Annotated in this window: 7 protein-coding genes; 2 read left to right on the forward strand and 5 right to left on the reverse strand. The window is 69.0% G+C overall.

What is annotated here, in order from left to right:
* Positions 1–4 precede the first annotated feature (4 nt).
* Positions 5–2,209, reverse strand: a complete 2,205-nt coding sequence (locus tag M3149_RS09645; RefSeq protein WP_251709086.1) for a TonB-dependent receptor — start codon at positions 2,207–2,209, stop codon at positions 5–7.
* Between the two features lie 362 nt (positions 2,210–2,571).
* Here M3149_RS09645 and ahpC point away from each other — a divergent pair, with 362 nt between their 5' ends.
* Together ahpC and ahpF are read left to right on the forward strand one after the other, a co-directional pair.
* Positions 2,572–3,135: an alkyl hydroperoxide reductase subunit C gene (gene ahpC, locus M3149_RS09650; RefSeq protein ID WP_251709087.1), complete on the forward strand. Its 564-nt coding sequence runs from the start codon at positions 2,572–2,574 to the stop codon at positions 3,133–3,135.
* A gap of 110 nt (positions 3,136–3,245) precedes the next feature.
* Positions 3,246–4,823, forward strand: coding sequence for an alkyl hydroperoxide reductase subunit F (gene ahpF / locus M3149_RS09655; protein ID WP_251709088.1), 1,578 nt, complete (start codon positions 3,246–3,248; stop codon positions 4,821–4,823).
* On the opposite strand, the gene M3149_RS09660 is transcribed toward ahpF, so the two are convergent.
* The 4 genes from M3149_RS09660 to M3149_RS09675 all read right to left on the reverse strand — a co-directional run bounded on the left by M3149_RS09660 (position 4,824) and on the right by M3149_RS09675 (position 13,324).
* Positions 4,824–5,810 carry a toll/interleukin-1 receptor domain-containing protein gene (locus tag M3149_RS09660; protein WP_251709089.1) on the reverse strand — a complete coding sequence of 329 codons (987 nt, stop codon included), beginning with the start codon at positions 5,808–5,810 and terminating at the stop codon, positions 4,824–4,826.
* A gap of 13 nt (positions 5,811–5,823) precedes the next feature.
* Entirely contained in the window at positions 5,824–11,349 is a 5,526-nt protein-coding gene (locus M3149_RS09665) for a CHAT domain-containing protein (RefSeq protein ID WP_251709090.1), read from the reverse strand.
* Between the two features lie 7 nt (positions 11,350–11,356).
* Positions 11,357–12,304 (reverse strand): N-acetylmuramoyl-L-alanine amidase, encoded by a 948-nt coding sequence (locus M3149_RS09670; RefSeq protein ID WP_251709091.1) that lies wholly within the window; start codon positions 12,302–12,304, stop codon positions 11,357–11,359.
* 69 nt (positions 12,305–12,373) lie between these two features.
* Entirely contained in the window at positions 12,374–13,324 is a 951-nt protein-coding gene (locus tag M3149_RS09675; RefSeq protein WP_251709092.1) for a caspase family protein, read from the reverse strand.
* Between the last annotated feature and the right edge of the window lie 213 nt (positions 13,325–13,537).

The following is a 13,537-nucleotide window of genomic DNA, read 5'->3' on the forward strand; positions in this document are numbered from 1 at the left end:
CGGATCAGAACAGCGTGGTCAGCGTGACTTGCACCTTGCGGGCGGCGCCGGGTTGGTAGAAGCCACGGTAGAGCCCGTCGGCGTAGAGCTCGTCGGTGAGGTTGGTGACATTCAGCTTGAGCGTGTGGTGGTCGTTGATGACGTACTCGGCCATCGCGTCCAGCGTGACGAAGCTGTCCGCCAGCACGTTGCGCGCACCCTCGGGCGACTGCTCGCTGCGGAAGTTCAGGCCGGCGCCCACGCGCCACGCCGGCGAAATGCGGTAGGCCGTCCACAGACTGGCGCTGTGCTTGGGCGTCAGGCCGGGCCGATCGCCTTCAACCTGTGCGCCGCCACCGCTGGCTGCCGGCACCTGGTTGCTGCGCGTGATGCGCGCACTCGGGATCCAGGTGTGGTTGTAGAAGATCTCCCAGGCCGGGGTGATGCGACCGGCCAAGTTGAACTCCATGCCGCGCGCAAAGCGCTTGCCCGAGAGCAGTTGCTGCGTGGCGGCGGTGTCGGGGTCGGTGTTGCGCTCGTTGTACTTCTCGGCGTGGAACAGCGCCACCCCGAACAGCGCCCGGTTGTCGAACAGGTCCCACTTCGCACCGATTTCGACGTTGCGGCTCTTCTCCGGCGGCGTGTTCGCGTTGCGCGCGTTGGCGCTGCCGGGCGCAAAGTTACCGAGGGCGTACTGGTAGGTGTCGCCCGAGGTGTTGTACGAGGTGCCAAAGGACGCGTAGTACGACGCCGTGGCGCTGGGCTGGAACAGCAGCCCCAGGCGCGGGCTCCAGAGGTTCTCGCTGATCTCGAACTGGTTGCCGGCCGGGTCGCGGTAGCTGGCGGTGAAGCGGTCAAAGCGCAGGCCGGCCACGAGCTTGAGCGCATCGGTCAGCGCCATCGTGTCCTGCGCATACAGGCCGACGTTGCGCGCGTCGAAGCGGGTCAGCGGTGGTTCGCCGCGCGTGTCAGCACGCCAGTCGCCGTCGTTGGGGGTGCCCACGGTGGTGGTCAGGCCCGAGGCGGGGCCGGCGAAGTTCTGGTTGCGCCTGGCGTTCTCGTCGCTCAGGTCCACGCCCGCCAGCAACTGGTGCCTCATGCCCAGCGCGTCGAAGGCCGTGCTGTAGTCGCTCTGCACCTGCGTCAGCGTGCTGTAGCCCACGCGCCCCTTGGGCGTGCGGGTGATCACCGTGTTCGGGCTCAGGTTGTCGATGGTGGTGCCGCCCGCGAAGCGGACCACGCTCGTCCAGAGCTCCCGCTCGTACTCGCCGTGACGCACGGTGGTTCGCAACTCGCTGTCGCGGTCGAATCGGTGGGTGTGGCTGAAGGTGGCCGCTGTCGTGGTCGTGCGGTTGTAGTCGCTGGCCAGACCGTAGAAGTTGTCGGCAGGCAGGGTTTCGATGATGCGGTTGAAGCCGTTGCCCAGCGGTTGCTGGAACCAGGGGTGGTTGTAGCCGGGGTTGCCATCGGTCTCCAGGTGGTACAGGCCGACCGAAAACTCGTCCTTGAGGCCAATGCCCCAGCGGTAGGTCGGCGCAATGCCGCGCTTGTTGTCCTTGGCCCCTTTGTTGTCGGCGTTCTGCGCCATGGCATTGATGCGCAGGGCAGCGTCGTCACCGGTCTTGAGGTTGAAGTCACCGGTCAACCGCAGTTCCTTGCCCGTGCCGATGGTGGTGTTGACCTCGTGCTGGTCCATCAGGAATGGCTGCTTGCTCACCTGGTTGACCACACCACCGGTGGAGCCCTTGCCGAACAGCATGGAGGCCGAGCCCTTGAGGATCTCGACGCGGTCGAGGTTGAAGGTGTCGCGCTCGATCAGCGGCGCATCGCGCAGACCGTCGACAAAGATGTCGCCGGCCTGGCCCAGCGAGAAGCCGCGCAGGCGGATGTCTTCTTCACCGGTTTCACCGGCCTGGAACGTGACGCCAGCGGTCGTGCGAAGCACCTCGCGGAAATCGTCGAGGTTGCGGTCGTCCAGCAGACGCTCGGTCATCACGGTGACCGATTGCGGTATGTCGCGCAGCGCCTGGGTGCCTTTGCCGATACGGGTCTCGGTGGCTTTGAGCGTGGTCTTTGAGTCGGTGCCGATGGCCTGGTCGCGCACCTCGATCGTGCCCAGTGTGGTGGCTGGGGTGGCGGCAGGCGATTGGGCGAAGGCGGGGGATGCGGTCAGCGAGCCGGCGAGCAGCGCGGCGCCGAGCGGCAGTGGCTTGAAGTTGTGTTGAGGCATGGCGTTGCAGCTAGGGGAGGACACATGGCTGGCTGCAGCGCCTTGCGGGCCGGTGGCTGGCTGGGAACTCGACAATTTATCGCAAATGCGAACCATTCCTATTCAAGTAGAAAGACGAGCGTGTCTTTCGAGGGCATGAGCCTGGTCCCGCGTGCGCGGTTAGAGGGTTGCCGTGAGGTCGATTGCTGCAACGCGGCAGCGCGTTTCCAGAGGCAGAGAGGGCGTCGATGTGGCGTTGCAGCAAAAAAAGCTATCGACGGGATATTGACTATCAATTCTGGTGATAAATAGTCATCGCCTATCATTGGTCCATCCCGCCACAGCGGAATCGCATTCCCATCCACCTCAACCAGGAGTTCTCCATGTCCCTGATCAACACCACGGTCCCGACCTTCTCGACCACCGCGTACCACAACGGCAAGTTCGTGCCGGTGTCCGATGCCAGCCTGCGTGGCGAGTGGTCGGTTCTGGTCTTCATGCCTGCGGCCTTCACCTTCAACTGCCCGACCGAAGTGGAAGACGCGGCCGACAACTACGCCGAATTCCAGAAGCTGGGCGCCGAGGTCTATATCGTCACCACCGACACCCACTTCTCGCACAAGGTGTGGCACGAGACCTCGCCGGCCGTGGGCAAGGCCAAGTTCCCCCTGGTCGGTGACCCGACCCACACCCTGACCCGCGCCTTCGGCGTGCACATCGAGGAAGAAGGCCTGGCCCTGCGCGGCACCTTCATCATCAACCCCGAGGGCGTGATCAAGACCGCCGAGATCCACGACAACTCGATCGCGCGCGACATGAAGGAAACCCTGCGCAAGCTCAAGGCCGCCCAGTTCGTGGCCAAGAACCCCGGCCAGGTGTGCCCCGCCAAGTGGAACGAAGGCGCCAAGACGCTGACGCCTTCGCTGGACCTCGTGGGCAAGATCTGATCGCCCCGATCCGTTGAACACCCGTTGAGGGTTTCGCGTTGAACGTTGGGCGCCGTGCGTGCCCAGCGTTCTCCCCAAAACCTTGCAATTTGAAGAATCAGGAGTCCCCCATGCTCGACGACACCCTCAAGGCCCAGTTGCAGGCTTATCTCGGCAAGCTGCAGCGCCCGATCCGCCTCATCGCTTCGCTCGACGACTCCGCGTCGTCGCAGGAACTGCGCGAGCTGCTCGTCACCATCGCCGGCCTGTCCGAGCAGGTGTCGTTCGACGACAGCGGCAGCGATGCGCGCAAGCCCTCGTTCGTGATCGCCCGCGACGGTGAGACCACCGGTGTGCGGTTTGCCGCCATCCCGCTCGGCCACGAATTCACCTCGCTGGTGCTGGCGCTGCTGTGGACCGGTGGCCATCCGCCCAAGGCCGAACAAGAGACGCTCGACGCCATCGGGTCCTTGCAGGGCGAGATGGACTTCGAGGTCTACATGAGCCTGTCCTGCCACAACTGCCCGGACGTGGTGCAGGCGCTCTCGCTCATGGCCATCCGCAACCCGGCGGTGAAGGTCACCGTGATCGACGGCGGGCTGTTCCAGGCCGAGGTCGAGGCGCGGCAGGTGATGGCGGTGCCCATGGTCTACCTCAACGGCCAGGAGTTCGGCGGTGGCCGCATGACGCTCGAAGAGATCGTGGCCAAGCTCGACGTGAATGCGGACGCCCGTGAAGCCGCGAAGCTCGACGCCAAGGAACCGTTCGACGTGCTCATCGTCGGCGGTGGCCCGGCCGGCGCTGCCGCCGCGGTGTATGCCGCGCGCAAGGGCATTCGCGTGGGTGTGGCGGCCGAGCGCTTCGGTGGCCAGGTGAACGACACGCTGGCGATCGAGAACTACATCAGCGTGCTCGAGACCGATGGCCCGAAGTTCGCCACCGCACTCGAAGCGCAGGTGCGCCACTATGGCGTGGACATCATGAACCTTCAGCGCGCCGAAAAGCTGGTGCCTGCCAGCGAGCCCGGCGGCCTGGTGCAGGTGGTGATGGCCAACGGCGCCTCCCTGCAAGCGCGCAGCGTGATCCTGTCCACCGGTGCGCGCTGGCGCAACGTGAACGTGCCCGGTGAGGCCGAGTACCGCAACAAGGGCGTGGCCTACTGCCCGCACTGCGACGGCCCGCTGTTCAAGGGCAAGCGCGTCGCCGTCATCGGCGGCGGCAACTCGGGTGTCGAGGCCGCGATCGACCTCGCGGGCATCGTGGAACACGTCACGCTGATCGAGTTCGCCGATGCGCTCAAGGCCGATGCGGTGCTGGTGAGCAAGCTCAAGAGCCTGTCCAACGTCACCATCCACACCAACGCGCAGACGACCGAGATCACCGGTGCCAACGGCACCGTCAATGGTCTGAGCTACAAGGACCGCGTGAGCGGCGAGCAGCACCACATCGCGCTCGAAGGCGTGTTCGTGCAGATCGGCCTGGTGCCCAACACCGAATGGCTCAAGGGCACGGTGGAGCTCAGCCGCTTCGGCGAGATCGTGATCGACGCCAAGGGCCACACCAATGTGGAAGGCGTGTTCGCCGCTGGCGACTGCACCACGGTGCCCTACAAGCAGATCGTGATCGCGGCCGGCGCCGGCGCCACCGCCGCGCTCAGCGCCTTCGACCACCTGATCCGCCTGCCCGCTGCAGAGGCCGTCGCGGCCTGATCAGCGCCGCAGCAGCAGCGCCTCGGCCGACTGCGCGCCGTTGCTCCACAACTCGCCCTGCAGGCTGCGGCCGTCGCTGCCCGGCCTGAGGGTGAGGCTGCCGGTGTCCAGCGGCTCGCTGCCGGCGGCGCTGCGCACTTCCAGCGGCCCTTGCAGCAATTGCGGGTTCCAGGGGCCGCGTGCGGTGTAGACCAGCGCGTCGAGCCGGATGCCCTCTGCGCGCAGGCGTTGTGCGTAGGCTTGCCAGCCCGGGTCGCGATTCACCGGCGCCGGGTCGCTGGTGATCACGAACGTCTCGCCCTGTTTGACGATGTGCATCGACAGGGAGCGGCCTTGCGCGTCGATCGACTGCCAGGTCCCTGCGAGACCGTCGCTGTCATCGTCGAACGCCACGGCCAGCACGATGAGACCGACCACGAAGGCGCCGATCCACATGAGGGCACGCTGCAGCCGGTGCAGCACACCGCGGTGCAGTGGCACCGCGGCTGCTTTCAGCGGTGTCGGGGCTGGCCCGCTGTGTGGCGGGGCAATGCCGTGCCGTGTGAGGTCCTCGACGATGCGCTCCACGTCGTCGGCCCAGTCGTCCGTGCGCAGCTTGAGCGCGTGCGCTTCCGGGATGAAGCGCAAGTCTGCGGGCCAGTCGCGCTGGGGCGGCATCAACGTACCTTCGGTGAGCAACGGCACGATGATGGCGCCGCTTTCGCGCGCGGCGCGCATCTCGGCAACGATGGGGTCGTCGTCGCGGTCGATGCGGCGCCCACCCTCGGGATGCTGCTCATCCAGCAGCGCCGGGGTGATCAGCAGCAGCACCACCGGACGCGTGCCCAGGGCCTGCTCGATGGCATGGCGCCAGGCCATGCCGCCTCGCAGGTCCTGCTTGTCGAAGAAGATCTGGTCTGCGCCGTAGAGCCGACTCAGGTCCGCACACAGCCGGTCGGCGTCCTTCTTGCCGTCGGCGCTGCGGTAGCTGATGAAGACCCGGTTCATGGCGTTGGACCATTCAACGGCTCGTCGCGTAGCCCTGCAGGCGCGCGAGCAACTGCCCGGCCGCTTCACGCTCGCTGCCACGGGGCACGCGCGTGCCGCCGAGAATGAAGCCCAGCTGATCGCGCAGCGTGGCCCACAGCCACGCAGAGCCGGCGCGCGCGTGCAGGTCGGCCAGTGTGGCGTCGATGTCGGGCAGCGCGGCGCTCAGCGTGCCCGAGTGCAGGGCCTCGATCACCGCGAGCTCGGGCAAGCCGGCCACGCTCCAGAAGTCCGGGTCATCGAGCCGCTTGCGTTGCAGGCTCTCGCGGGTGCGCTGCACGCGATGGGTGTCCAGTGCTTCACCGCGCAGCCAGTCGGCGGCAAGCAGGTTGAGAGCGGGATAGAACGATTCGGCGTGGCCCTGCTGCAAGGCGATGGCCTCGGCGCGGCCGTAGTGCGTGGCCATGTCGACCAGCGCACGGGCCTCGGACGCCGCCTCGCCAGCGGCGCGCTCCACCAGCGCAAGCCGTTTGCAGGCCGAGCCCAGCAGGCTTTCGCGCTCCAGGGTCGGTGCCACTGCCACCAGGGCTTGCAACGCCTGGCGCGCCTGGGCAATGTCCTGGCGCGCCGCCGCGATGGCGCGAGCGCGCTGCTGCGCCGTCGGGGCTGCTTCCACACGTGCCCACGCACGCCGCGCCAGCAGGTTGGCGCGCTGCTCGGCCGATTTCACCGAGGCACTGCCGTCGTTGGCGGCCACGGCGCGCTCGAACCAGTGCAACGCGCGATCGGTGTCGCCGGCCTGCGTCCAGGCGACGCCGAAGGCCTCGGCCACGGCACCCATGCCGCCCCATTCGCTTTCGAAACGCGCCTGCAGGTGACGGATCTTCTCGCGCTGCGCGGCCGCCGGTGCGCCTTGCGTGGCGCTTTGCACCGCCAGCGTCTCCAGCGCCAATGCCAGTGCCATCGGCGAAGCCACGCCGGCGTAGAGCTGCGCGGGCGTGGGCGGCGCGCGGCGCGTGTCGACCTCGGCGCGCTGCCACACCCAGTCCGGATCGCCGTAGCACTGGTAAGCGGCCCACGTGTTGCCGCCCGGGCTGGCCTCGTAGGCTGCCACGCGACCGGCCTGCACCGCGTCCATGAAGCGCTGCCCGCCCAGCAGCGCGCGGTAGAACGCCACCGCGAATTGGTTGGCGGCGTCGTCTTCCACCGCCCAGCCAGCGGCCACCACGCAGCGCACGCCGATGCGGATGAGCTGCTTGGCCACACCGGCGGCAAAGGCAGCGCGGTCATAGCCGTGCTTGAGCAGCTTGTCCGGGTCGGCCGCCAGGTGGCAGCAATTGAGGAACACCAGCTCGGGCACGGTGCGCATGGCCTGCACCTCGTGCGGCCCGAGAAAGGCGTCGTCGCTGAGCACCACGCCGCGCAGCAGCGGGGGCTTGCCCTCGCGCAGCAACTCGGGCTCGCCGTGGCCCGCGATGTGCACCACGCGGTAGCGTCGCGCCAGCAGGCCATTGATCACGGTGGCGGCGTCGGCGCCGCGGCCTTCGGCGTCGGCGATCAGCATGTGCACGCGTGCGGGGTCCAGGCCCTGCGGGCCACGCAGTGCCTCGGCCACGGCCTCGGCTTCCTCACGCGCCGAGGGCAGCGGCGGGTAGCGCAGCGGGTCGCAGGCTGGCTCGCCGATCACCAGCACATCGTCCTCCTGCGTGGCGTCGCTCACCTGGCTGCGAAAGCTCACCGTGCGCAGGCGGCGCAGGAGCTTGTTGCGGATCGCCCAGGGCTTGCGCGGTCCGCTGCGCCCATCCTGCGGCGCGTCGAGCAGTTCCCAGGGAATGGCGGCGGTGCCATCGTCGAGCTCGAGCACCAGCTCGCTGGTGCCGCCCAGGCTGGCCTCCATCTCCACCGGCACCAACAACTGGAACAGCGTGCGGCCGACCTGCGGGTCGTGGTTGGCGTGGTTGGAGGCACGTTTGACGAGTTCGCGCACCAGCGTGGTCTGCGCCGCCTGCGCCCGCACCTCGGTGCGCGCGCGCTGTGTGTCCAGCGTGTAGACGATGTGCGGCTCGCCGTGTTCGTCCTTCTCGGTGACGGCGCTCACGTAGTCGTAGCCGGTCCCGCGGTAGCCGCTGTCCAGCGGGCGGCGCAGCGGCCCCAGGCCGGCCTGAACCGTGGGTGAGAGCGCGTAGTGCTCGGGCGAGGCCAGGGTGAGCAGGCGCAGTGCCGACCAGGCCTCGGTTGCGCGGTCGAGGTAGAGCTCGATCAGGTGCAACTGGCTCACCTGCGGCCAGCCACCCTGCGCAAGCTTGCCGTTGGCCTCGCGCACGCCTTGTGCAATCGCCTGGGCCGAGGTCCCGGGGCTGATGCCGCTGCCGCCGCTGCCCACCAGCGTGGCCGCGAGCTGGAAGTGCGCGGCGTCTTCACCGGGGCTTTCGGCGACGCGCAGCGCCCAGGCAATGGTGGCCTGGCGGATGGTCTGCGCAAGCTGCGTGCTGTCGAGCTTGCCTTCGGGGCCCAGGCCGGCCACCACCACGTGCGGCGGGCGCGGCAGCGCGAGCGGGTTGGCTGGATCCTCGCGGTGGTTGACGAAGATCTGGTGCGTGCCCGGTGCCTCCGGGTACAAGCCGGCGGCCAGCGACGCGGTCATCGCGCCACCGATGTACTGGTCCACCACCGCCTCGCTGCCGGTGAGGGTGGAGGCCGCGTAGTGGCCCACGAGCAGCGGGTGTCGCACGAACTTGAGGTTGCCGTTGTGCACGTTGATCAGCAGGCCGCGGGCAGGCGGTGCGGTGGGCGTGTCATCGCGCGCGTCGTCCACGAACAGCTCGCCGATGTCCACGAGCGGTGTGTCCGGTGCGCTGGCGCGGCGCGAGGGGCGGTGGCGCACCAGCGCGCTGGCGGACGCCGCTTCGGGGCCCCCCGCGCGCGCGACGGCTGCCGGCACCGGGGCCAGGCGGGTGGTCTCGCCGCGCTCCAGCAGGTCAAGGTAGGCCTCGAAGGCCTCGCGCGCGGCAGGCAGGTCGCCATGGCTGCAGGCCAGTCGCCACGCGCGCACACCGGGCAGCAGTGCGCTCTCCAGCGTGACGCGGCCGTCCCCGCCATCGGGCACGTCAAGGTAGACCAGGCCCTCGTTCGGGTTGATGTCGTAGCGCGCCGGTGTGAACTTCGCCTGGCCCACCACCATGACGAGCTTGTCGCGAAACGCTGGCAACGCCTCGCGCACCTGGCGGTCGAGTCGCTCGCGCAGCGCACGCGCCTGATCAAGCACGCCCTGCGAGGGCACGCCCCAGCGGTAGATGCTGCGTTGCGGCCCTTCGCTGTGCCAGGTGGCAGCGATCTCCAGCGTCTTCATGTCCTGCTCGGCGAGTTCGCGCCAGCGCTGGCTGCTGCCCAGGCCGAGTGCATCGTCGAACAGGCCGGCCTGCAACTGCAGAAAGCCGGGCATGCCGGCCATGATCTCTCGCGCCTTGTGGTCCTGAAAGGGCAGGCCGAAGGCAGCCAGCGCGTTGCCGAAGGTGTCGTCGCCCGAGAGCACCTGCATGGGCGCGAACGCGCCGCCGTTGGGCGTGCCGAGCATGAGCAGCCGCGCGCCGGCGCGCTCGGCCCAGCGTTGCCATACGTCGGGGCGCTCGAGTTGGGCCGTGCGCGCCAGCACGCCACCCATGGAGTGCGCGAGCAGCCGAACCGGTTGCCCGCTCGCGGCGCGCTCGGCGAGTTCGCGCTCCATCATCTCGGCCAGCCGGCGTGCCTCCTCTTCGATGGGGCGGCGCCAGTCGAAGGAGAACTCGATGACCTCGTGCGACTGGGACAGGAAATCCGCGAGGCGGTCGTACACCGGCCCGATGGCGCCATCGGGCGTGACCCCACCTGGCTGCCCGGTCCAGGCGAGACGGTCCAGGCCACCGACGAGACGCAGGCTGAGCCACACACGCTCGCCGCCCACCGCGAGGTGGCTGCCCAGAATGCCGGGCAGCAGGATCAGCGCGGGCCGATCGCCACTGGCCGCCGTGCCGGCGCGTGGCGCGGCGCGCACGCCAGTGCCGCTGCGCCCCGCCCACGAAAGCGGGCCGATGGCGCGAAAGCCCGCGGGCTGTTCCTGCAGCAGGCCGTTGCACACCGCCTCGGCGGTGCGCGGGTGGCTGAAGTAGGCGAAGTGAGTCACCTGCCCGCCGCGCTCGAGCACAAAGCTCGCGCCAGGGTGCGTGCTGCCGCTCGCGCGCGGCGTGCCGCCGTACATGGAGCGCGTCTGCACCACGAGGTCGTTGTCCGTCCAGTAGAAGGCGTCGGCCAGCAGCGTCTTCACCCAGGACATCACCGAATCGCCCTCGATGTCGCCGGCCACCACGCGCAACTGCCCGGGCAGCGGGCCGCTGCGGTCCTGGGTGTGCAACCACTGCACCAGCGGACTCTCGGGTGTCATGGCCTCCAGGCCGGGGAGCATGGCCGGGTCGGTGCGCAGGCTCGCGACTTCACCCAGGAAGTCGAGCAGGCGAGGCGCCACCGGCACGCTGGCGAGTTCCAGCGTCCACTTGAGCACCGACACGTAGGCGTCGAGCCGTTTGGAGGCCAGCAGCGTGCCGCGCGCCGGGCAGGCCACACGCACCATGCGTTCGACGCGGATATCGCGGCCCTTGACTTCGCTGGCGAGCTCGCGCAGCGCGCGCAACTGGCTGCGGTGCTCGCTGCCCTTGAACGGTGCGAGCGCAGCGTCGTCGAGATCGGGGCGCGCGCACACGCGCGCCAGCACCTCGCCCACCAGACCGCCGCGCGAATGCGTGAGCAGGTGCACGCGCGCGCCACGCGGCAAGGCACGGGCCAGCAGCAGCGCGTTGTCGATCGGGCTGGCGCCCAGGGTGGGGTGGTCAAGCCCGTAGACGCGCGCGCCATAGTGCGCAAACAGCTCGCGCACGCGCTGCGGGTGATGCTGCCAGAGCTTGCCGAAGGTCCCATGCGTTTCAGAGAACGTGCCGTGCAGCAACACCAGCATCGGGCCGCCGTCGCTGGCCGGCGGGATGCGCTCGAGCCTGGGCTGGCCCTTGAGCGGCGCGGCCAGCGACTCGGCCATGAGCGCGTAGACGCCCGGGTCCACCTGATCGTCGAGTTTTTGCGCGATCTTGCGCGCCGTGAGACGCGCTGCGGGCTCCAGCGCGATGCCGGTGATCACCTCCACCGCCGACAAAAGCACGCTGCCCAGCCGCCCGCGCGTGGCGCCGCGCTGCTCCAGACCCGGCCACGCCAGCTGTGCAGGGATGGTGACTTCATTGGCCGCGCCGCGCGTGGCACCGCCTTGCGAGCGCATCAAGTCCATGGCGGTGCGGGGGTGCAACACCAGCACCGGCCCATTGGCCACGTGCAGCACGACCGCGTCCTGCCCGGCGCGCGCGCTCATGCGCACCGCCTGCCCGGTGCCGCGCACCGCGCCCACTTGCACGCGTTGCAGCACCTGGCCGCGTGCGCCCAAGGGGCTGGGCGCGGCGCTCGCGCCAGCGCCGCGGGTGGCGGGGGGCGCGGCAGGGTGCCCCTGGACGACGAAGACGAAGCTGTCCGGGGCGGTGTTGGTCATGGCAACCTCAGCGTTGGCGAATGGTGCGGGCTTTGGCGGGCGCCTTGCGCGCGGCATTCGCCGCGGTACGTGCGCGCGGGCGTGCCCGCATGGCTGGAACCTGGCGTTGCGAGCGGTGCAGGGCGCTGGGCCCCGAACGCGGCACGGCCTGGCGTTCCACGAAGTCGTTGCTGACCCAGCCCTCGAGGTCGGTCACGCCCACCACCGCGACCCGGCTCCAGCGGTCCTGCGCTTCGAGCAGGATGAGTTCGGTCCCGCGTTTGAGTGCCGGTGCTACTTTGGGGTGTTCTGCGCCCGGGCCGCCGCGGATGTTCAGGCTGGCGGCAGCCACCACCAGGCGCGGCAACACGTCGGCGCCGCGCCCCAGCGCGCGGCTGCGCACCGCGTTGAGCGGGAAAGCCGGGCCAGGGTCCACCTTGCGGCCGCGCGCAATGTCCTCGTGGCCCAAGATGTCCTCGATGCCGTAGTGCGCGGCGAGCGCTTCGCAGAGTTCGAGCGCGCGCCCGATCTGCACCTCGCTGTAGGTGTGCCAGGGGCGCACGCCGCCACCGTGCTTGTGCTCGGCCAACAGCACCTCTGCGTCGGGGTAAGGCTTGCCGAACCAGGCCACGCATCGGTCTCCCTCGCGGTGCAGCAGGCCGGCGTTGTCCATCTCGATGCCAATGGCATACGGATTCAGGCCATTGAGCCCGGCCCAGTTGCTCACACCCGCGTGCCAGGTGACCACGTTGAAGGGGGCCAGTTGCACGATGCGGCCATCGCGCCCGAGCACGATGTGCGCCGACGCGTTGCCCTGTGGCTTTCGCATGCACAGCGATCTCACGGAACTGTCGGTATCGCGCCCGGCGGTGTAGTGCAGCACCACGAAACGCGGCTTGAGCACGCCGCCGGTATTGGGCGTGGGCTGGTGGCTGACGCCGGGGCCGCTCAGGCGGTGGTTGTCGATCTTGAGCATGTGCCCTCCGCACATCGGGGCGTCGGGAATGTCTGGCCACGCCCCGCGGCCAGTTGCATGGCGGCGGCGTCAGAGCGTGAACGGCGCCTGCTGCAGGAAGCCGGCCGCCGGGCCGAGCGTGAACAGGTTGGGCGACTGCGTGGGCGGCAGCGCGTTGCGCACCCCGGCGTGAAACTGGGCCAGACTGCCCTTGAAGCGACCCTCGTTCCACACCCGCAGCACCTGCTCGGTGAAGGCACCGTTGTTGTCGCCGTCCATGGAGAACTGGTTGTCCTGGCAGCCGGAGATCAGGACCACCGCGGGCTTGAAGTCCTTCACGATGGCGGTGAGACGTTGACTCACCACCACGTTGGCCAGCGCGGTGTCGGGGTCGACCTTGGCATGGCCGGCGGCCTTGGCTACCTCGCGCTGCAGGTCGTCGTAGAAGGCCTTGTGCTGCTGGTACACGCGCCGCCCCACAGCGCGCGGCATGATGCGTGGGCGCAGGTGGGCTGACGCTTCGCCAGGCATGGGCGCACGGGTGACGGTACCGCTGTGGCAGCTGTCGGAGAGCACGAGCACGCGCACGCCTTCGGCGAAGCGGCTCAGTTCGTAGTACAGCTCGTCGTCGATGAGCTGGCCGTCGTAGAGGCACCACGTCTCGTCGAGCTTGTCGTCCTCGTCGGCCGTGGTGTCATCGATCTGGCCGCCGTGGCCCGAGAAACTGAGGAAGAAGGCATCGCCCGCTCGCAGCGCCTTGGCGGCCTTGCGCAGCGCTGCCAGCGTGGCGGCGCGCGTGGCCTTGCGGGTGATGAGCGTGGAGGCTTCGAACCCGCGGGCTTGCGCCAGCGCGGTCATGTCGTGGGCGTCGAACTCGCAGGCGGCCAGCGGGCCGGTCCAGCCGGCGTACGCGTCGGCACTGACCTCGTTGATACCAATGTGCAGCGACAGTCCGCGCGGCTTGTGGACCTTGCCCGCAGGCCGCTTGGCAGCGGATCTTGCTGTCCTGGCGACAGAGGCGGCCTTGTCCTGCTTCGCCATGACGCACCCCCAGGTTGGTTGACGAACGTGAACTGCGTCACGAATTCTGGAGGGGTGGGCGAAGGAATGTCAATCACATGACTTAAGGAAGGTCTGCACAACGCCCGCCGCAGCGAGCACTGATGCGCGATTTGTCACATGGCGCAATTCGCAGGGCATTCCGGCGCGTTTTCGGGCCGATTCCTGCCCCGTTGCAGGCCCTTCGGGCCGCAG

The organism is Hydrogenophaga intermedia, assembly GCF_023715105.1.
GTDB lineage: Bacteria > Pseudomonadota > Gammaproteobacteria > Burkholderiales > Burkholderiaceae_C > Hydrogenophaga > Hydrogenophaga intermedia_A.

Bases quoted from the DNA above. Each gene is read 5' to 3' on its own strand.
- M3149_RS09645 (WP_251709086.1), bottom strand. From the start codon at position 2,209: ATGCCTCAACACAACTTCAAGCCACTGCCGCTCGGCGCCGCGCTGCTC.
- ahpC (WP_251709087.1), top strand. From the start codon at position 2,572: ATGTCCCTGATCAACACCACGGTCCCGACCTTCTCGACCACCGCGTAC.
- ahpF (WP_251709088.1), top strand. From the start codon at position 3,246: ATGCTCGACGACACCCTCAAGGCCCAGTTGCAGGCTTATCTCGGCAAG.
- M3149_RS09660 (WP_251709089.1), bottom strand. From the start codon at position 5,810: ATGAACCGGGTCTTCATCAGCTACCGCAGCGCCGACGGCAAGAAGGAC.
- M3149_RS09665 (WP_251709090.1), bottom strand. From the start codon at position 11,349: ATGACCAACACCGCCCCGGACAGCTTCGTCTTCGTCGTCCAGGGGCAC.
- M3149_RS09670 (WP_251709091.1), bottom strand. From the start codon at position 12,304: ATGCTCAAGATCGACAACCACCGCCTGAGCGGCCCCGGCGTCAGCCAC.
- M3149_RS09675 (WP_251709092.1), bottom strand. From the start codon at position 13,324: ATGGCGAAGCAGGACAAGGCCGCCTCTGTCGCCAGGACAGCAAGATCC.